Genomic DNA, 17,853 nt, shown 5'->3' on the forward strand with positions numbered 1-17,853 from the left:
GGCCCAGCCGGCCCGTCCGCCCGCGCCGCCGGCCGCGCCCTACGGCGCGCCGCTCAGCTACGAGCAGGCCGAGCGCGTGATGGCCGCGGCGATCGCGGAAGCCCGTCGCCGCAACCTGCAGCTCACGATCTCCATCGTGGAACCGACCGGCGAACCCGTCGCCTTCGTGCGCATGACCGGCGCCGGCTACGGCTCGGCCGACGTGGCGGTGGCCAAGGCGCGCAGCGCGGCTCGTTTCGGTCGCGAGACGCGCGTCCTGGAAGACGCCCTCGCCGCCGGCCGCCTTTGGCCGCTCGCGATCGACGGTCTGATCCCGGTCGAGGGCGGCGTGCCGATCGTCGTGGACGGCCGCACCGTCGGCGCCATCGGCGTCAGCGGCGCCTCCGCCCAAGCCGACGGCGAGGTGGCCCGCGCCGCAGAGGCCGCGGCGGGCTGAGCCCGACCGCCTGGAATTCAGAGCTGACATGCAAATGAAGTACTCACGTGGCGCGCTCGCGGCCGCCGCCCTGCTGGCCTGCGCCTTCCCCGCTTATGCCCAGCGCGCCGAAGAGAACCCCGTGGTGGGAGCCGGCGACGCCTTCGGACGCAGCATCGGCGCGGAGCGGATCGGTCTCTACAACGACCAGGAGGTCCGCGGCTTCAGCCCGATCCAAGCCGGAAACGTGCGTCTGGACGGGCTCTATTACGACCACCAGGGCGGCACGATCTCCCCACGGCTGGTGCAGGGCAGCACCGTGCGCGTCGGCTTGACGGCGCAGGGCTACCTCTTTCCCGCCCCGACCGGCGTGGTCGACTACGCCTTACGCGGCGGCGGACCGAACCAGACCGTCAGCGTGAACCTGATCGCCGGGCCGTACGAAGGCTGGGGGAGCGAGGTGGACGGCGGCCTGCCGATCGGCGGCGGGCTGTCCGTCAACTTCGGGCTTGGTTATCGCCATAACGAGATCGCGCCTGGCGATGTCGGCGACACGTTCGGCCGCACGGCAGGCTTGACCTGGCGTGGGGACCGGAACGCGCAGGTGCGTGTCTTCTGGTCCGCTCTGGACATTTTCGGCGACAACGCCACTCCGGTCCTGCTGCCGTCCACCGCAGGCCTGCCGACGGCGGAGCCTATTCAGTTCTACGGCCAGAACTGGGCGATCAATGAAGCGGGTCTCATGAGTTTAGGACTTCTCGCGGCGGTCGATCCGGCGCCGGGGTGGCGCGTACGCGCCGGACTGTTCCGCTCGGAGGTAGAACAAGAACGAAACTTCGCCGACCTGTTCCGAAACGTCGGCCCGGAGAATTTCGGAGATCGCGTGATCGTCGCGAACGCGGAACAACAAGCCGGCTCGACATCCGGCGAGATCCGCGTGTCCAGAACGTTCGACGAAGGCCCGCGCCGACATGTCGTTCACGGCAGCTTGCGCGGCCGCTCGGTGGTCAGCCTTCGCGGCGGAGCCTCTGTCGCGTCGTTCGGCAGGGCTGAAGTCGGCGACCCGGCCGCCTTGCCCGAACCCACCTATCAGTTCGGCCCACGCACCCGTGACGAATTGGATCAGTACTCTCCCGGCGTAGCTTACGACGGGTTCTGGCGCGGACTGGGCGAGGCCAACCTGGGCGTCCAGCGGACCGTCTACTCCAAAACGGTGACCCGACCGGGCGCGGCCCCGACCACAGCGGAGGAGGCGGCCTGGCTCTACAACGTCGGCGCGGCCTGGCGCGCCACCCCGCGTCTGTCGATCTACGGCAGTTACACTGAAGGGCTTGAGGAAAGCGGCGTCGCTCCCGACAACGCGACGAACCGCGGTGAGGTTCTCGCCCCCATCCGCACCCGCCAACGGGACGTAGGCCTGAGGTACGCCATCCGCGAAGATCTTCGAGTCGTCGCCGGCGTTTTCGAGGTCGAGAAGCCTTATGTCGCGCTCGGCGCCTCCAACCAGTTCGGGGAGATCGGCGTCGTCCGGCACCGCGGGCTGGAGTTGTCCGTCGCGGGGCCGATCGCGCCGGGTCTGAATCTCGTGGCCGGCGCGGTGCTGATGGATCCCCAAGTCACCGGGGAGGCGGTGCAGGCCGACCTCGTCGGACCGGACCCGATCGGACAGACGGACCGGGTCCTGAGGCTCAATCTCGACTATCGTCCCGGCGACGGGCCCTGGTCCGTCGACTTCGGCGTGGCCCATTCGGGTGAGCGACCGGCGCGAGTGGACAATCGTGTGTACATTCCCGCCCGCACCACCGCCGACGTCGGGGCGCGATATCGCTTCCGTATCGGCGAGGCCCGGGCCGCGCTGCGTCTGAGCGTGACAAACGTGACGGACGAGTACGGCTGGAACGTCACCGGCGGCGGCGCGCTCTTTCCGACGTTCCCACGTCGCTACACCGCGGCCTTGGTGACGGATTTCTGATCGAGCGAGCGGGAGATCCGACCGGACTCGCGTCGCGCGGCGGCCGGTCGGGCGCGCTTGGGCTCAGTAGCCGTCCTGCCGCCTGCGGCTATGATGCTACCTGAGCAAAAAGGACGTTCAGGCAGCTACCCCACCAGCTCCCACGCCGCGCGCAGGTCGGCCACGAACAGCGTCCACGCCTTGGCCCGGTCGTCCTGGCTGGGCAGGCGCAGCAGGTAGGCCGGGTGGACGGTGACCAGGCCCTTGGCGTCGCCTAGGTCGAACGGATGGCCGCGATCCTCCGCGACCGTGACCGGCCGGTCGAACACGGCGCGCCCGGCGGTGGCGCCCAGCGCCACGATCACCTTCGGGCGGACCAGCCGCCGCTCGCTCTCCAGCCACCAGCGGCAGGCGCGGATCTCGCCGACGTTCGGCTTGGCGTGGATGCGGCGCTTGCCGCGCGGCTCGTGCTTGAAGTGCTTCACCGCGTTGGTGACGTAGGTCTCGGAGCGCGGCACGCCGGCCTCGGCCAGAGCCTTGTCGAACATCTGCCCGGCCGGTCCGACGAACGGCTTGCCGGCCAGGTCCTCCTGGTCGCCGGGCTGCTCGCCCACGAACATCAGCGCCGCGCGCGCCGGCCCCTCGCCGGCCACGCCTTGCGTCGCATTGCGCCAGAGATCGCAGCGCCGGCAGGCCTGCACCGCGGTCCACACCTCGGCGATCGAGGCGGGCGCGAAGGCGTCGTCGTAGGTCCCGTCGCGCACGCTCCTGGCCACCGCGCGCGCGGTGCGCCGGGAGGGTTCGGTGTGCGGCGCGTCAGCCATGGCCCGACCTCGTTTGCGGTAACAGCGGAATGAGCGCGGCCCGGGCCGGTTCCACCGTCGCGGGCTCATTTGTTCGCATTTTGTTCCGGATCACGACCGATATCCAGCGCCTGGCCGGTCACGTTTCACTGCATGCTATTGCGAGCCGTTCGCAGCCGTGTCAGGAACGCCCCGTTCCCCTGCCCGGCCAAGGTGAAGAGCATGCGCCAGTTTGGAAAAGCCCTGTCGACGGCGAGCGCGCTCGTCCTGTCCTTCGCCCTGCTGGCCGGCTGCGGCCCGCGCAAGGAGGCTGAAGCTCCGACCAAGGGCGAGCTGAACCTCTACACCGCCCGCCACTACGACGCGGACCTGGAGCTCTACAAAGCCTTCACCAAGGCCACCGGCATCAAGGTCAACCGCCTGGAGATGGGCCCCGACCAGCTGATCGAGCGGATGAAGGCCGAGGGCGACGCCAGCCCGGCCGACGTGATCCTGACCTCGGACGCCGGCGCCCTGTGGCGCGCCGAGCAGGCCGGCCTGTTCCAGCCGATCCAGTCGGCGGTGCTGAACGAGAAAATCCCGGCTGGCCTGCGTGATCCGCAGAACGAGTGGTTCGGCTTCTCGCGCCGCGCCCGCGTGATCGCTTACGACAAGGCCAAGGTGAAGCCGGAAGAGGTCGCCACCTACGAAGCGCTGGCCGAGCCGCGCTTCAAGGGCAAGGTCTGCGTCCGATCCTCGGACAACGTCTACAACCTGTCGCTGATGTCCGCCCTGATCGAGCGCTGGGGCCAGGACAAGGCCCTGGCCTGGGCCAAGGGCGTGGTCGCCAACATGGCCCGCCCGCCGCAGGGCGGCGACATCGAGCAGATCAAGGCGATCGGCGCCGGCGTCTGCGACGTGGCCCTGACCAACACCTACTACTACCTGCGCCTGGTCGCCTCGGCCGACGCCGGCGACAAGGCCGTGGTCGAGAAGGTGACCCTGGCCTTCCCGAACCTGGACGGCCACGGCACGCACGTGAACATCTCCGGCGGCGGCGTGGCCCGCTACGCCCCGCACAAGGACGCGGCCGTGAAGTTCCTGGAGTTCCTGTCCACCGACGAGGCCCAGGAGATCTTCGCCGGCGCCAACCACGAATATCCGGCCGTCCCCTCGGTGAAGCCGCCGGCGCTGGTCGCCCAGTACTCGAACTTCACCGCCGATCCGATGCCGGTCACCGTCTACGGCGAGCGCCAGGCGGAAGCCCAGGCGGTGTTCGACAAGGCCGGCTGGCGCTGACGGCCGATGGCCGACGTCCAGCCCCTCTCGCCGACGCGCCTGCGCCGCCTGTCCAAGCCGTGGACGGGCCTGCAGTGGGGCGCGCTGGCCGCGGCGGTGCTGGCGATCACGCCCCTGGTCGCGGTGATCGCTCTGGCCGTGTTCGGCGGCGAGGCGCGCGCCAGCGCCCCTGAGCTGATCGCCCGCTACGCCCTGAACTCCGCCGTCCTGGCCGCCCTGGTGGCGCTGGGCGCCGGTTCGGCCGGCGCGCTGGCCGCCTGGCTGATCGTGATGCACCGCTTCCCGGGCCGCAGCTTCTTCGCCTGGGCCCTAGCCCTGCCGCTGGCCGCGCCGGCCTTCCTGCTGGCCTACGCCTACGCCGACCTGTTCGACGCCGCCGGCCCGATCCGCACCGCCTTCCGCGACGCCTTCGGGAGCGAGCTGCCGCTGAACATGCGCAGCCTGCCGGGCGCCGCCTTCGTGCTGTCGGCGGCCTTCTACCCTTACGTCTACCTGACCGCCCGCACCGCCTTCGTGAACCAGTCGGTGGCGGCGCTGGAAGCGGCCCGCACGCTGGGCTGCTCGCTGCGCCAGGCCTTCTTCCGCGTGGCCCTGCCGCTGGCCCGCCCGGCGCTGGCCGCCGGCATGGCGCTGGCGGTGATGGAGACCCTGGCCGACTACGGCGCGGTCAACTTCCTCAGCGTCCAGACCCTGACCACCGGCGTGGTGCGGGCCTGGTCGGTGTTCGGCTCGACGGTCGCGGCCGCGCGCCTGTCGCTGCTCTTGATGGGCGCCGCCGCCGTGCTGCTGATGATCGAGCGGGCCAACCGCAAGGGCGCGGGCCATGACAGCGGCGCCGCCCGCTGGCGCGCCCTGCCGAGCCTGCAGCTGAAGGGCGCCAGCGCCTGGGGCGCGAGCCTGTTCTGCCTGACCCTGCTGACGCTGGGCCTGCTGCTGCCGGCCGGCTGGCTGGCCTGGCGCGGGCTGTCGGCCGTTCCGGAAGCGCCGCGCCTGCTGCTGGCCGCCGCCCACTCGCTGAGCCTGTCCGTCGCCGGCGCGGCGGTCACGGTCGTGCTGGCGGCGGTGATCGCCTTCGGGGCGCGCGGCCATCCGCTGGCCCCGCGTCTGGCCAGCCTGGGCTACGCCACCCCGGGCGCGGTGATGGCCATCGGCCTGCTGGCCCCGGCCGGCTGGCTGTGGCGCGGCTTCGAGGGCGCGGTGTCGGGCTTCGGCGCGGGCGTGGGCCTGCTGCTCTACGCCTACGCCGCGCGCCTGATGGCCTCGGCGCTGGAGCCGATCGACGCCGGCCTGGCGCGGATCACGCCGTCCATGGGCCGCGCCGCCCGCACGCTCGGCGAGACCGAGACCGGCGCGGTGCGCCGCGTGCACCTGCCGATCGCCAAGGGCGCGCTGCTGACCGCCGCGCTCCTGGTGTTCGTCGACGTGCTCAAGGAGCTGCCGGCGACCCTGATCCTGCGGCCCTTCAACTTCGACACCCTGGCGGTGCTGGCCGACAACTACGCCGCCGACGAGCGCCTGGCCCAGGCGGCCTGGCCCGCCCTGCTGATCCTGCTGGTCGCCATCGGGCCGGTGATCGTCCTGACCCGCCGCGTGGCCCACTCGCGGCCCGGAGCCCCTTCATGAGCGTCGCCATTTCCGCCGAGGGCGTCCGTCGCGCGTACGGCGACAAGATCGCGGTCGACGGCGCCAGCCTCCAGCTTCACCGCGGGCGCATCACCTGCCTGCTGGGCCGTTCCGGCTGCGGCAAGAGCACGCTGCTGCGCCTGATCGCCGGCCTGGAGCCGCTGGACGGCGGCCTGATCCGCTCGGGCGACCGGGTGCTGTCGGACGGCCCGGTCGAGGTCCCGCCCGAGCACCGCGACCTGGGCTTCGTGTTCCAGGACTACGCCCTGTTCCCGCACCTGACGGTCGAGCAGAACGTCGCCTTCGGCCTGAAGGGCAAGCCCGCGCGCGAGCGCAAGGAGATCGCCCAGACCCAGCTGCGGCGCGTGCGCCTGGCCGATCGCGCGCAGGCCTACCCGCAGGCCCTGTCCGGCGGCGAGCAGCAGCGCGTAGCCCTGGCCCGCGCGCTGGCCCGCGAGCCCTCGGCGGTGCTACTGGACGAGCCGTTCTCGGGCCTCGACGGCCGGCTCAAGGCGGAGGTGCGCGACGCCACCCTGCACGCCCTGCGCCATACCAACGCCGCGGTGCTGATCGTCACCCACGACGCCGAAGAGGCGCTGATGATGGGCGACGAGCTGGCCCTGATGGACGACGGACGCATCCTGCAGACCGGCAGCCCGCACGACTGCTACCACGCGCCCGTGTCGATGACCGCCGCGCGCCTGCTGGGCGAAGCCAACGCCCTGCCCGCGCAGATCACCGACGGCGTCGCGCTCACCCCGTTCGGCCGCCTGCCTTCGGTCGGCGACGGCGCGGCCACGGTCATGGCCCGCCCGGAGGCCCTGCGGCTGGACGGCGAGGTTGCGGCCCGGGTGACCTCCGCCCGCTTCCGCGGCGCGATGACCGAGCTGACCCTGAAGGCCGGCGAGCACGTCGCCCACGCCCACGTGCCCTCGCGCGGCGCGCCGAAGGTGGACGACACGGTCCACGTCGGCCTGGATCCGCATTTCTGCGCGGTGTTCCCGGGCGCCTGAGCCACACACGGCGCCTACGGATAAATCCCTAGAGAAAACGGCCTAGGAACTAATTGCACCTTGGCCGCCGGGCTGCTACTGCGAGCCATTCTCAATCGCAGCCTTCAAGAACATCAAATGTCGTCTCGTCGCCGCCTGCTGGTCTCGTCGGCCGCCCTCGTCCTGTCGTCCGTTCTCGCCGGCGCCGCCGTCGCCCAGACCCAGACCCAGACCCAGCCGGAGGCGACGGACGTCGACACCGTGGTCGTGGTGGCCGGCTCGCAGGTGGAGCTGCCCAACGCCTACGCCGGCGGCCAGGTCGCCCGCGGCGGCCGCGTCGGCCTGTTCGGCGCCATGGACATGATGAGCACGCCCTACGCGACCACGGCCTACACCGAGGAACTGGCGCGCGATCAGCAGGCCCACGGCGTGGGCGACGTGCTGCAGAACGACCCGGCCGTGCGCGTGTCCAAGGGCTACGGCAACTTCCAGGAGCTGTACGTCATCCGCGGCTTCCCGGTGTACTCGGACGACATGACCTACAACGGGGTCTACGGCGTCCTGCCGCGCCAGTTCGTGGCCGCCGAGTTCCTTGAGCGGGTCGAGGTCTTCCACGGCGCCAACGCCTTCCTGAACGGCGCCGCGCCGGGCGGCAGCGGCGTGGGCGGCGCCTTCAACCTGGTGCCCAAGCGCGCCGGCGACGAGCCCCTGACCCGCGCCACCGTGGGCGTGGAGAGCGGCGGCCAGCTCTACGGCGCGCTCGACGCCGCCAGCCGCTTCGGCGCCGACGAGGCCTGGGGCGCGCGTGTGAACGTGGCGCGTCGCGACGGCGAGACCTCGGTCGATCGCCAGGAGCGCGAGCTGTCGGTGCTGGGCCTGTCGGTCGACCGTCAGGGCGAGCAGTTCCGCTTCTCGGCCGACCTCGGCTTCCAGGACCACCGCATCGACGCGCCGCGCCCCAGCGCCACGCCGTGGGGCGCCGTGCCGGCCGCGCCGGACGCCTCGGCCAACTTCGGCCAGGACTGGACCTTCACCGACGAGCGCCAGCTGTTCGGCGTAGTCCGCGGCGAGTTCGACGTGAGCAAGAACGTCTCCGTCTGGGCCGCGGTCGGCGGCCGCGACGGCGAGGAGCACAACGTGCTGGCCAACCCGTCCGTGGGCCCGGACGGCGCGACCACGTCCTACCGCTTCGACAACAAGCGCGAAGACTCGATCGTCTCGGCCGACGCCGGCGTGCGCGCCAAGCTGATCACCGGCCCGGTGCGTCACACCCTGGTCGCCTCGGCCTCGAAGGTCGAACTGGAAAGCCGCAACGCCTGGGCCGCCTCCGACTGGTTCGCGCCCTTCGCCGGCAGCCTCTACGCCTCGACCCAGGTCCCCGCTCCGGCGACCATCTTCGGCGCGGGCGACATGGACGCCCCGCTGGTGACCGAGCGCACCGAAAACGCCAGCGTCGCCGTGGCCGACCTGCTGTCCTTCATGGACGGCAAGCTGCTGGCCACCGTCGGCGCCCGCTGGCAGCAGATCGACACCCGCACCTTCAACTACACCACCGGCGCGCCGGACTCGGCCTACAAGGACGACGCCGTCACCCCGGCCCTGGCGCTGGTGTTCAGGCCGACCGACACCGTCTCGATCTACGCGAACTATTCCGAGGCCCTGACGCCCGGCAAGGTGGTTCCGGCCACGACCGGCGGCGGCGCGCCCCTGTCCAACGCCGGCGAGGTGCTGGCCCCGTTCCGGGCCGAGCAGTACGAGCTCGGCGTGAAGTACGACAACGGCCGGATCGGCGGCTCGGCCAGCGTGTTCGACACCACCCTGCCCAGCATCGCCGTGGTCGGCGACGTGATGGGCGCCTTCGGCGAGCAGCGGAACCGCGGCCTGGAGCTGGCCCTGTTCGGCGAGCCGGTCGAGGGCCTGCGCCTGCTGGGCGGCGCGACCTTCGTCGACACCGAGACCCCGGACGGCGTGAAGGCGATCGGCGTGCCGGACATGACCTTCAACGCCAACCTCGAGTGGGACGTGCCCGCCGTCAGCGGCCTGACCCTGGAAGGCCGGGTGATCTACACCGGCGAGCAGCAGGCGAACGCGGCCAACACCACCCAACTGGACGCCTTCACTCGCCTGGATCTGGGGGCCCGCTACGATGTGACCGTGGCGGAAAAGCCGATCACCCTGCGGGCGCGGGTTGAGAACATCACCGACGAGGCCTACTGGGCTTCGACCGGCGGCTATCCGGGCGCCAACTACCTGGTGCTGGGCGCGCCGCGGACCTTCGTGCTGTCGGCCTCGGTCGATTTCTAAGAGGCTGGTGGCGTAAATGGCTCCGAAGACCGTGCGCGTCTGGTCGTTCGTCCACACCTGGACGAGCCTGATCTGCACGGCCTTCCTGCTCATGCTGTGCCTGACCGGCCTGCCGCTGATCTTCCATCACGAGATCGACGACGCGCTGGGCCACGATCTGTGGAAGCCGGCCGACGCCTCAGGCCGGCTGCTGGGCTACGACGAGATCCTCGCCGTCGCCCTGAAGAACCGTCCCGGCGAGGTCCCGCTCTACATGAGCTTCGACGAGGACCGGCCGGTGGTGAACGTCACCACGGGCCCCCGCCCCGACTCGCCGGGCGTCGACATGCACTTCGCTTCCTACGACCGCACCAGCGGCGAGCTGGTGCCGCCGGTGAAGGGCGGCGGGGTGATGGACTTCATCCTGCAGCTGCACACCGACCTGTTCCTCGGCCTGCCGGGCATGCTGTTCCTGGGCGCGATGGGGCTGCTGTTCGTCGCCGCCATCGTCTCGGGCGTGGTGCTGTACGCCCCCTTCATGCGCAAGCTGCCGTTCGGGACGGTGCGCGCCTCGCGCGCCGCACGGACCAAGTGGTTGGACTATCACAACCTGCTGGGCGCGGTGACCGTGGCCTGGGCGCTGGTCGTGGGCCTGACCGGGGTGGTCAACACCCTGGCCGATCCGATCACCGACTACTGGAAGACGCACGAGCTGGGCGTGCTGACCGCCCGCTACGCCGACGCGGCGCCGGTCGCGCCCACCGCCTCGATCGACGCCGCCGTCGTGCGCGCGCAGGCGGTGCTGCCGCAGCGCGAGCTGCAGTTCGTGGCCTTCCCGGGCGGGTCCTACTCGACCGCCCACCATTACGGCGTGTTCTTCCACGGCCGCACGCCGCTGACCAAGCACCTGACCACGCCGGTGCTGATCGACGCCCAGACCGGCGCGCTGACCGCGGTCGCCCAGACGCCCTGGTACGTGAAGACCCTGTCGCTGTCGCAACCGCTGCACTTCGGCGACTACGGCGGCCTGCTGCTGAAAGTTCTGTGGGCCCTGCTCGACCTCGCCACCATCGTGGTGCTGGGCAGCGGGCTCTACCTGTGGCTGGCGCGCCGGCGCCGGAGCGCCGCGCCATGAAGACCGGGCGCTCGTCCCTGCTCCGCGTCTTCGCGGTCCCGGCCCTGATCGCCGCGCTCAGCGCCGTGGGCCTGGTCGCCGCCCTGCTGGGCGACGGCGTCTACGACGTCGCCAGCTGGGTCGGCCTCGGCGCGCCGGTCGCGGCCGTGACCTGGGCGATCCTGCGCCGCCGGACCTGACGTCAGCCCGCGCTCGGATCTTCCTGCATGAGGCCGAAGATGTTGCCTTCGGTGTCCTTGACGTAGGCCAGCCAGCCCACGCCCTGCACGGCCATCCGCGGCACGGCGATCTCGCCGCCGAGGCCGAGCGCCTTGGCGACGTAGGCCTCGGTATCGTCCACGCCCATGGTGCAGACATAGCCGATGACGGGGTGCGGGGTCTGACGGTCTAGCGGGCCGCCCATGCGCTTGAGCAGGCCGCCGTCGATGCCGGGCTGGTCCTCGCCCGTCTTGATCAGCCAGTAGTCGTGCTCGCCCCACTTCTGGAACGACCAGCCGAACAGCTGCTCGTAGAAGCCCTTGGCCCGGACGGGATCGTCGGCCTGGATTTCGAAGTGGACCGGACGTGGCATGGGGCTCCCCCTTGCGGAAGAGCCCCATAGACCATGGTTCAGCGAACGGCGCGAGCGCCGCTCGATTTAGGCCGCGGCGCGCGCGTCGCGGGCGGCCGCGATGCGGGCGCGGGCGATTTCGCCGGCGATCTCGTGGGTCGGGCGCTTCTCGCCGACCGAACGCTGCAGGACTTCGTCCAGGGTGATCATCAGGCGGGCCAGCTTGCCCTCGACCCACTTCGGATCGTAGGCGCCGGACGCCTTCAGCGCGTTGATCTCGGCCGCGACGTTGATGATGCCGCCGCCGTTGACGACGTAGTCCGGCGCGTAGATCAGGCCCTGCTCGAACACCCGGCGGCCGATCTCGTGGCTGGCCAGCTGGTTGTTGGCGGCGCCGACGATGGCCTTGGCCTTCAGGCGCGGCAGGGTGGTCTCGTTGATCGCGCCGCCCAGCGCGCAGGGGGCGAAGATCTCGGCGTCGACGTCGAAGATCTCTTCCGGCTTCACGATGGTGGCGCCGGTCTTCTCGGCCACCGTCTTCAGGGTGGCTTCGTTGACGTCGGTGATCACCAGCTTGGCGCCGGCCGCGTGCAGCTTCTCGGCCAGGTAGCCGCCGACGTGGCCCACGCCCTGAACGGCGACGGTCACGCCCGACAGGTCGGTGGCGTTCCACAGGCGCTTGGCGACCAGCATGGCGCCGCGGAACACGCCTTCGGCGGTCGTCGGGCTCGGGTCGCCGGAGCTGGCCGGGGTGCCTTCCAGGCCGGCCACGTACCTGGTGGTGCGGCGCGCCGAGGCCAGGTCGGCCGGCGAGATGCCGACGTCTTCAGCGGTCCAGTAGGCGCCGCCCAGGCTGTCGACCATGCGGCCGAAGGCTTCGAACAGGGCCGGCGACTTCTGGGTGCGGCTGTCGCCGATGATCACGGCCTTGCCGCCGCCGAGCTCGAGGTCGGCCACGGCGTTCTTGTAGGACATGCCCCACGAGAGCTTCAGCACGTCGTCCAGGGCGGCCTCGGCCGAAGCGTAGGGCCACATGCGGCAACCGCCGCAGGCCGGGCCGCGCGCGGTCGAGTGGACCGCGATGATCGCCTTGAGGCCAGTTTTTTCGTCGAAGAACGAGTGTACGCCTTCGTGATTCTCGAAAGCGGGGGAATCGAACAGGGTCATTTCCGGCTGCCTCGGGCAGGGTGGAACGAATTTGCGCGGGGGTTACGCTGTCACGGCGAGGCCTGCAAGCCGCGCTCGTCGACTAATCAGCGAAAACTTTGGCCGTTCGGGGGCGTGGGCGCGCCGGGGATCGCGGGGGCCCCGGACAGCAGCGGGGCGGCCGGATCGCGCAGGAAGCCGACCACGTCGCGCCAGACGGTCTCGGCCTGATAGTCGCGCAGCAAGACGTGCCAACCGTTTGCGTAATACGCCGAGCGATCGGTCGGCTTCAGCTGGTGCGCCGCCTGGAAGGTCGGCTGGTGCGGAATGATCTCGTCGTGCTCGCCGTACAGGTAGGCCACGGGTGCGCGCACGTAGCGCAGGCTCGAACGGGCCTGCTCCATCAGATTCATCAGCCCGTACACCGCGTCCGGCCGCGTGCCCCAGATCATCAGCGGGTCACGGCCCATGCGGCGCAGCTCCGGCATGTTGTCGGAGGCGACGATTCGGCGGGCGAAGGTCTGCGGCGGCTCGATCGCCTGGTCGCCGACGGTGTGGGCCGCGAACCAGACGGCGACGCGGTTGATCACCGGCTGGGCCGACCAGCCCCAGATCGCGGGGGCCAGCAGCACCAGACGGTCGGCGTCCGGCGGCCGGTCGGCGAAGGCGGTGATGGCCACGGCCCCGCCCATGCTCTCGCCGGCCACTGCGATGGTGGCGTGCGGATGGCGCTTGCGCAGCAGGCCGCACAGGGTGCGCAGGTCTTCGGCCATCAGGGCCCGGCCGCCCCAGACGCCGCGGTCCGGGGCCCGGCCGAAGCCGCGCTGGTCGTAGGCGTAGGTCGTGATCCCCTGCTTGGCCCACCACGGCCCGGCCATCCAGAAGGCCGCGGCGTAGTCGTTCATGCCGTGCAGGCCGACGATCACCGCCCAGGGCTCGCCGTCGGCCGCCCAGGTGCGCAGCGGCAGGCGCGCGCCGTCGAAACTGACGAAGGTCCGCGGCTCCAGCCGCGCCCCGTCGAACCCCGGCGGGGGCTGCCGGGCTGACTGCACCATGGGCGCGCAGGCCGTCAGGGCCGACGCGCCCGCCAACATCGCGAGCCGGCGCGTAATCATGTGGCCAAGATACCGCTCACCCTTGCTCTCAGGTAAGGCACGATCTCGCGATCAAACCAGGGATTTTTCTTGAGCCAGCTGGTGTTGCGCCAGGACGGGTGCGGCAGCGGCACGACGCCGGGCGCGTAGTCCCGCCAGGCCTGCACGGTCTCGGTCATGTTGGCCTTGGCGGTCGGCCCCAAGGCCCAGACCTGGGCGTGCCAGCCCACCAACAGGGTCAACTCGACCTCCTTCAACTCCGCCAGCAGGCGCTTGCGCCACAGCTCGGCGCAACGCTTGGGCGGGGGATAATCCCCCCCGGCCGGGTTCGTTCCTGGGAAGCAGAAGGCCATGGCCGCCACGCCGATGCGCGGGTCGCCGTAGAAGGTCGAGGCCCCCACGCCCAGCCAGTCGCGCAGCCGGTCGCCGGACGGGTCGGTGAAGGGCTGGCCGCTCTCGTGCACGCGGCGTCCCGGGGCCTGGCCGCAGATCAGCAGGCGCGTCTGGCGCGAGACCATCACCACCGGGCGCGGCTCGTGCCCGAACTCCCCGGCGCAGGCGCGGCAGGCCGAGATCTCCCTCAGCACCTGCTCCAGGCTCAAGCGGCGGCCATCCGGCGTGCGTCGCGGCGCACTTCCTTCGGGATCATCTTCCAGATGACCATCAGGCCCAGGCCGGCGACCACGATGTCGTCCACCTGGCCCAGCACCGGAATGAAGTCCGGGATCAGGTCGATGGGGCTGGCGATGTAGGCCAGCACGCCGAGGCCCGCCAGGCGCGCGGCCCGCGGCGTGCGCGGGTCGTTGACGGCGAAGCGGAAGATGTCGATCTGCCGCTTGGCCAGCTTGAAGACCCTAGAGGCTTTCTTCCGCTTCACCGGGTTCTTGCTCCGTCGCGCCGGGCGCGCGCAGGCGGTAAACGCCCTTGAAGGTCTCGGGGTCCGTCGGCTTTCCCTTGCGGGTGATCACGAGGCGCCCCTGACGCGCCAGGCCCACGGCGGTCGAGCGCACCTGCGGCAGAACCCGGCGCCAGCCTTCCGGGTCGACCGCCTTGGCGACCTCGTCCGGTCCCACGGTCTTGCCGGCGCCCTTGGCGTCCAGCAGTTCGAAAATGGTGTCCTCGACGGATCGGGTCATGACGGGCGGCTCGCGACGGAATATGTGAACGGCAGTAAGCTGAAGAATGTGGAGCGTTTCATGGCCGACGAAGCCCCGCCGAGGATTGTCACCGTGACGGAGGGCGAGTTCGCCGGCTGGCGGTACTTCGACACCCACGAAACCTTCGACAGCCTGATCGGGCCCTTCTTCTTCCGGAAGGACGAGGACGGCAAGGCCCGCTGCGCCTTCCGCGCCGAACAGAAGCACATGAACTCCGGCCACCGCATGCACGGCGGCTGCCTGATGACCTTCGCGGACATCGCCCTGTTCATGCTGGCCTACGAGCAGATGGAGGGGCAGCGCGGGGTGACCGTGCAGCTCGACTCCACCTTCCTGGACGCGGCCTACGTGGGCGACCTGATCGAGGCCACCGGCGAGGTCACCCGCGCCGGCCGCTCGCTGATCTTCGTGCGCGGCCAGATCACCACCGGCGAGCGGCTCTTGTTCACCTTCTCGGGCGTGATCCGGAAGTTCCGGCCGAAGGACTGAGCCTCGCCTACTCCGCCGTGGCCGCGCCGCCCGCTTCGAAGGCCTGGGTGCGGCGGTTGAGGTTGCGCCGACGCTCGCCGCCCGCGCCCGCCGCCGGACGTTCGCGCATGGCCTGATACCAGCGCGCGACGTTGGCCAGCGCCTCGGGCGGCTGGAATTTGATCAGACGGGCGAAGTCCATGCCGGTGACCGCCACCAGGTCGGCCATGGTGAAGCGATCGGCGACGATGAACTCCCGGCCCTCCAGCTGACGGTCCAGAGCCTTGAGGAAGCGCTCGGCCATGGCCTGGTTGTACTCGCCCACGCCCGGCGCCGGGCTCTCCAGCGCCGCGAAGGCCGGGTGCGTGTGCCGGGTGGCCAGCATCAGCGGGTTGGCCAGGTAGATCTCGCAGCGGCGGGTCCACATCTCGATCTGCGCCGTTTCCTTAGGGTCGCGCCCGAACAGGTTCGGCTCGGGATACAGCGCCTCGAGATAGCGGCAGATGGCGACCGACTCGGTGATGCAGGTCTGCTCGTCGATCTCCAGCGCCGGCACGTGCGAGAGGCCGGCCTTGCTCCGATACTCCGGCGACCTGTGCTCGCCGGCGAGGATGTCCACCGAGACGATCTCGATTTCGTCCTCGATCCCCTTCTCCTCCATGAACCAGCGCACGCGGCGCGGATTGGGCGCACGAGGAAAATCATAGAGTTTCAAGGCGGCCTCCTGAGGTCTCTTTTCGAAACCTTACGGGCGGGTTCGGGCGCTGGCTAGCGGGGCCGTATTCGGGTAGCGCTGGTTGGTCTGATCGAGCGCGTCTGATGAGTCTGCTGGAAATCGCCGCAACGCTGTGCACGGTCGTCAGCGTCTTCCTGACCGTCCACCTGAAGCGGGCGCTCTACCCGATCGGAATCCTCGGGGTCGTGCTGTTCTTCTTCGTGTTCTGGAACGCGAAGCTCTACGCCAGCGCCGGACTGCAGGTCTATTTCGCCCTCATCCAGCTCTACGGCTGGTGGTTCTGGGCGCGCGGCGACCGCGGGCGCGAGCCGCCGATCGGCGACTGGTCGTGGCGCACAGTCGGCCTGTTCGGGCTGGCGGCGGCGGCCTTCACCGCCCTGACCTCCTGGGGGCTTTACGCCCTGACCGACGCGCAGGCGCCGGTGCTGGACACCGCCATCCTGGCGCTGAGCGCCCTCGCCCAGTTCCTGCTCGACCGCAAGCAGATGAAGAACTGGATCGTCTGGGGCGTGGTCGACCTGCTGTCGATCTACGTCTACGCCGGCCAGCAGCTGTGGCTCACCACCGGCCTGTACGTGCTGCTGTTCGCCAACGTCTTCTACGGCTGGGCGATCTGGCGGCGCGCCTACGGCCGCCAGGCGCCGTCGCCGGCCGCCGCGCCCCAGCCCGCATGAGCGGTCCCGACAGGCCGAAGTCCGGCTTCGTGCTGGGCAAGTTCATGCCCCCGCACCAGGGCCACGTGCATCTCTGCGACTTCGGCCGCGCCTACTGCGAGCGCCTGACCATCCTGGTCTGCTCCCTGCCGGACGATCCCATTCCCGGCGAGTTGCGCTTCCGGTGGATGCGCGAGCTGTTTCCCGACTGCGACGTGCGCTGGTGCGCCGAGCCGCTGCCCCAGGAGCCCGCCGACCATCCCGAGTTCTGGCCGATCTGGCGCGAGGTGGTGCTGGCCCACGGGGGACGCCCGGACGTCGTGTTCGCCTCCGAGGACTATGGCCACCGCCTGGCCGCCGAGGTGGGCGCGCGGTTCGTGCCGGTCGACATCGGCCGGACGGCCCGGCCGGTGTCGGGCACCGCCGTCCGGGCCGACCCGTTCGGTGAGTGGGCCTTCCTGCCCCAGCCGGTGCGGCCCTGGTTCGTCAAACGCGTCTGCCTGTTCGGACCGGAATCGACCGGCAAGTCGACCCTGGCCGCGCGGCTGGCGGCGCGCTTCGGCACGCTGGTCGCGCCCGAGTACGGGCGCACCTACACCGACGCCTTCGGGACCGACGTCGGCCCGCTGGATCTGGAGCGGATCGTGCAGGGCCACCTGGCCACCGTGGAGGCCGCCAAGCGCCAGGCCAATCGGGTGCTGTTCGAGGACACCGATCCGGTGCTGAGCGCGGTCTGGTCGGACATGCTGACCGGCGGCCGGGCGCCGTGGCTCGACGCCTTCGACGACTACGCCGATCTCTACCTGCTCTGCGACGTAGACGTGCCGTGGACTGACGACGGAACGCGCTACTTCCCGTCCCCGGCCGACCGCCAGCGCTTCTTCCATGCCTGCGAGGCGGAGTTGAAGGCGCGCGGCGTCGATTATGTCCGCATCACCGGCGCGAGCTGGGCGGACCGCGAGACCCAGGCGGCCGCCGCCGTGCGCGGGCGCTTCCCGTCCCTGCCGGAAGCGTAAGCGGGGCTCAGCGGGCGAACAGGCTGCGACGGCGGCGGCGCCTTGCAAGCCAGGCCCGGGCCCTGGCGGATGACGTCGGTCGGCGAACAGGCTAACGGTGGCGCTTGGATTTTCGGGCGGGGGCCTGACTTCGATGAGCGCGGACGACGCCGTCTCCGTTTCGGCCAAGCCGACCGGGACCAACGATGAGCAGGCCGCCGCGGCCCTGGCGCGGGTCGAGGCGGGCGCGGCGCAGGCGGGCGACCTGCAGTACCTGCTGGCGCACGGCTCGGCGCTCACGCTCGGCGAGCGGTTCGAAGAGGGCGCGCAGCTCTATCGCACGCTGGCGGCGCGGTTCGAGGACCGGCCGCGGCTGCTGGCCGGCCTGGCGCGCTGCGAAGCGGCGCTGGGCGACGGCGACGCCGCGCGCGAGGCGCTGGAAAAGGCCCGCAGGTGCGGCCTGCCCAGCGAGATCGTCTCCCAGGTCGCCGCCCTGATCCCCGGCGAAGGCCGCGACTGGGCCAGCCTGCGGGCCGAGGCCGAGGCTGCGATCGCCGCAGGCGCGACCGACGCG

The 17,853-nt window shown here is 71.0% G+C and carries 20 protein-coding genes; 12 read left to right on the top strand and 8 right to left on the bottom strand.

Annotated elements, in window-relative coordinates:
- Both G3573_RS11170 and G3573_RS11175 read left to right on the top strand, forming a co-directional pair.
- Window positions 1-436 (top strand): heme-binding protein (locus G3573_RS11170; RefSeq protein WP_163261169.1); only part of this gene is annotated, 436 nt, incomplete at its 5' end.
- A 28-nt stretch (window positions 437-464) separates the two neighbouring features.
- The gene (locus tag G3573_RS11175) at window positions 465-2,387 is read left to right on the top strand and encodes a TonB-dependent receptor (protein WP_163261170.1); all 1,923 of its coding nucleotides are present in this window, start codon (window positions 465-467) and stop codon (window positions 2,385-2,387) included.
- 125 nt (window positions 2,388-2,512) lie between these two features.
- Here G3573_RS11175 and G3573_RS11180 read toward each other — a convergent pair whose 3' ends face one another.
- On the bottom strand, window positions 2,513-3,259 hold the full coding sequence (locus tag G3573_RS11180; RefSeq protein WP_163261171.1) for a UdgX family uracil-DNA binding protein: 747 nt from the start codon (window positions 3,257-3,259) through the stop codon (window positions 2,513-2,515).
- 132 nt (window positions 3,260-3,391) lie between these two features.
- Between G3573_RS11180 and G3573_RS11185 the strand changes: the two genes are divergently transcribed.
- From G3573_RS11185 to G3573_RS11210, 6 genes are all read left to right on the top strand, one after another.
- Window positions 3,392-4,447, top strand: a complete 1,056-nt coding sequence (locus G3573_RS11185) for a Fe(3+) ABC transporter substrate-binding protein (protein ID WP_163261172.1) — start codon at window positions 3,392-3,394, stop codon at window positions 4,445-4,447.
- 6 nt (window positions 4,448-4,453) lie between these two features.
- A complete protein-coding gene (locus G3573_RS11190) occupies window positions 4,454-6,070 on the top strand; it encodes an iron ABC transporter permease (RefSeq protein WP_163261173.1) in 1,617 nt (538 codons plus the stop codon).
- Window positions 6,067-7,083, top strand: coding sequence for an ABC transporter ATP-binding protein (locus G3573_RS11195; protein WP_163261174.1), 1,017 nt, complete (start codon window positions 6,067-6,069; stop codon window positions 7,081-7,083). Before G3573_RS11190 ends, G3573_RS11195 begins: the two co-directional genes overlap by 4 nt.
- 117 nt (window positions 7,084-7,200) lie before the next feature.
- Window positions 7,201-9,366: a TonB-dependent receptor gene (locus tag G3573_RS11200; protein WP_163261175.1), complete on the top strand. Its 2,166-nt coding sequence runs from the start codon at window positions 7,201-7,203 to the stop codon at window positions 9,364-9,366.
- A 16-nt stretch (window positions 9,367-9,382) separates the two neighbouring features.
- Window positions 9,383-10,480, top strand: a complete 1,098-nt coding sequence (locus G3573_RS11205) for a PepSY domain-containing protein (RefSeq protein ID WP_163261176.1) — start codon at window positions 9,383-9,385, stop codon at window positions 10,478-10,480.
- Window positions 10,477-10,659, top strand: coding sequence for a hypothetical protein (locus tag G3573_RS11210; RefSeq protein WP_163261177.1), 183 nt, complete (start codon window positions 10,477-10,479; stop codon window positions 10,657-10,659). The genes G3573_RS11205 and G3573_RS11210 overlap by 4 nt, the downstream gene beginning before the upstream one ends.
- Window positions 10,660-10,661: 2 nt before the next feature.
- Here the strand turns inward: G3573_RS11210 and G3573_RS11215 are convergent, their stop codons facing one another.
- From G3573_RS11215 to G3573_RS11240, 6 genes are all read right to left on the bottom strand, one after another.
- Window positions 10,662-11,051: a VOC family protein gene (locus G3573_RS11215; protein ID WP_163261178.1), complete on the bottom strand. Its 390-nt coding sequence runs from the start codon at window positions 11,049-11,051 to the stop codon at window positions 10,662-10,664.
- Between the two features lie 66 nt (window positions 11,052-11,117).
- Entirely contained in the window at window positions 11,118-12,197 is a 1,080-nt protein-coding gene (locus G3573_RS11220; RefSeq protein WP_163261179.1) for a Glu/Leu/Phe/Val dehydrogenase, read from the bottom strand.
- Between the two features lie 86 nt (window positions 12,198-12,283).
- Complete coding sequence (locus tag G3573_RS11225; RefSeq protein WP_240454636.1) at window positions 12,284-13,270, bottom strand: alpha/beta fold hydrolase; 987 nt, start codon at window positions 13,268-13,270, stop codon at window positions 12,284-12,286.
- Window positions 13,271-13,287: 17 nt separating this feature from the next.
- A complete protein-coding gene (locus G3573_RS11230; RefSeq protein ID WP_205598203.1) occupies window positions 13,288-13,872 on the bottom strand; it encodes a uracil-DNA glycosylase family protein in 585 nt (194 codons plus the stop codon).
- The gene (locus tag G3573_RS22560; RefSeq protein WP_205598204.1) at window positions 13,869-14,147 is read right to left on the bottom strand and encodes a DUF1232 domain-containing protein; all 279 of its coding nucleotides are present in this window, start codon (window positions 14,145-14,147) and stop codon (window positions 13,869-13,871) included. Before G3573_RS22560 ends, G3573_RS11230 begins: the two co-directional genes overlap by 4 nt.
- Window positions 14,125-14,406, bottom strand: coding sequence for a DUF3253 domain-containing protein (locus G3573_RS11240; protein ID WP_163261181.1), 282 nt, complete (start codon window positions 14,404-14,406; stop codon window positions 14,125-14,127). Before G3573_RS11240 ends, G3573_RS22560 begins: the two co-directional genes overlap by 23 nt.
- A 60-nt stretch (window positions 14,407-14,466) precedes the next feature.
- Here G3573_RS11240 and G3573_RS11245 point away from each other — a divergent pair, with 60 nt between their 5' ends.
- Window positions 14,467-14,916 (top strand): PaaI family thioesterase, encoded by a 450-nt coding sequence (locus G3573_RS11245; protein WP_163261182.1) that lies wholly within the window; start codon window positions 14,467-14,469, stop codon window positions 14,914-14,916.
- A gap of 7 nt (window positions 14,917-14,923) precedes the next feature.
- Here G3573_RS11245 and G3573_RS11250 read toward each other — a convergent pair whose 3' ends face one another.
- Window positions 14,924-15,610 (bottom strand): glutathione S-transferase, encoded by a 687-nt coding sequence (locus G3573_RS11250; RefSeq protein WP_163261183.1) that lies wholly within the window; start codon window positions 15,608-15,610, stop codon window positions 14,924-14,926.
- 104 nt (window positions 15,611-15,714) lie between these two features.
- Here G3573_RS11250 and pnuC point away from each other — a divergent pair, with 104 nt between their 5' ends.
- The 3 genes from pnuC to G3573_RS11265 all read left to right on the top strand — a co-directional run.
- A complete protein-coding gene (pnuC, locus tag G3573_RS11255; RefSeq protein ID WP_163261184.1) occupies window positions 15,715-16,305 on the top strand; it encodes a nicotinamide riboside transporter PnuC in 591 nt (196 codons plus the stop codon).
- Entirely contained in the window at window positions 16,302-17,300 is a 999-nt protein-coding gene (locus G3573_RS11260) for an AAA family ATPase (protein ID WP_163261185.1), read from the top strand. The genes pnuC and G3573_RS11260 overlap by 4 nt, the downstream gene beginning before the upstream one ends.
- Window positions 17,301-17,433: 133 nt before the next feature.
- On the top strand, window positions 17,434-17,853 hold a 420-nt coding region (locus tag G3573_RS11265; protein WP_205598205.1), incomplete at its 3' end, for a tetratricopeptide repeat protein.

This window comes from Caulobacter sp. 17J65-9 (genome assembly GCF_010975005.1).
GTDB lineage: Bacteria > Pseudomonadota > Alphaproteobacteria > Caulobacterales > Caulobacteraceae > 17J80-11.

What these genes read in the sequence shown, in the direction of transcription:
- G3573_RS11185 (WP_163261172.1), top strand. Translation starts at nt 3,392, where the DNA reads ATGCGCCAGTTTGGAAAAGCCCTGTCGACGGCGAGCGCGCTCGTCCTG.
- G3573_RS11210 (WP_163261177.1), top strand. Translation starts at nt 10,477, where the DNA reads ATGAAGACCGGGCGCTCGTCCCTGCTCCGCGTCTTCGCGGTCCCGGCC.
- G3573_RS11260 (WP_163261185.1), top strand. Translation starts at nt 16,302, where the DNA reads ATGAGCGGTCCCGACAGGCCGAAGTCCGGCTTCGTGCTGGGCAAGTTC.
- G3573_RS11180 (WP_163261171.1), bottom strand. Translation starts at nt 3,259, where the DNA reads ATGAGCCCGCGACGGTGGAACCGGCCCGGGCCGCGCTCATTCCGCTGT.
- G3573_RS11200 (WP_163261175.1), top strand. Translation starts at nt 7,201, where the DNA reads ATGTCGTCTCGTCGCCGCCTGCTGGTCTCGTCGGCCGCCCTCGTCCTG.
- G3573_RS11220 (WP_163261179.1), bottom strand. Translation starts at nt 12,197, where the DNA reads ATGACCCTGTTCGATTCCCCCGCTTTCGAGAATCACGAAGGCGTACAC.
- G3573_RS11195 (WP_163261174.1), top strand. Translation starts at nt 6,067, where the DNA reads ATGAGCGTCGCCATTTCCGCCGAGGGCGTCCGTCGCGCGTACGGCGAC.
- G3573_RS11245 (WP_163261182.1), top strand. Translation starts at nt 14,467, where the DNA reads ATGGCCGACGAAGCCCCGCCGAGGATTGTCACCGTGACGGAGGGCGAG.
- G3573_RS11175 (WP_163261170.1), top strand. Translation starts at nt 465, where the DNA reads ATGCAAATGAAGTACTCACGTGGCGCGCTCGCGGCCGCCGCCCTGCTG.
- G3573_RS11240 (WP_163261181.1), bottom strand. Translation starts at nt 14,406, where the DNA reads ATGACCCGATCCGTCGAGGACACCATTTTCGAACTGCTGGACGCCAAG.
- pnuC (WP_163261184.1), top strand. Translation starts at nt 15,715, where the DNA reads ATGAGTCTGCTGGAAATCGCCGCAACGCTGTGCACGGTCGTCAGCGTC.
- G3573_RS11225 (WP_240454636.1), bottom strand. Translation starts at nt 13,270, where the DNA reads ATGTTGGCGGGCGCGTCGGCCCTGACGGCCTGCGCGCCCATGGTGCAG.
- G3573_RS11215 (WP_163261178.1), bottom strand. Translation starts at nt 11,051, where the DNA reads ATGCCACGTCCGGTCCACTTCGAAATCCAGGCCGACGATCCCGTCCGG.
- G3573_RS11190 (WP_163261173.1), top strand. Translation starts at nt 4,454, where the DNA reads ATGGCCGACGTCCAGCCCCTCTCGCCGACGCGCCTGCGCCGCCTGTCC.
- G3573_RS11205 (WP_163261176.1), top strand. Translation starts at nt 9,383, where the DNA reads ATGGCTCCGAAGACCGTGCGCGTCTGGTCGTTCGTCCACACCTGGACG.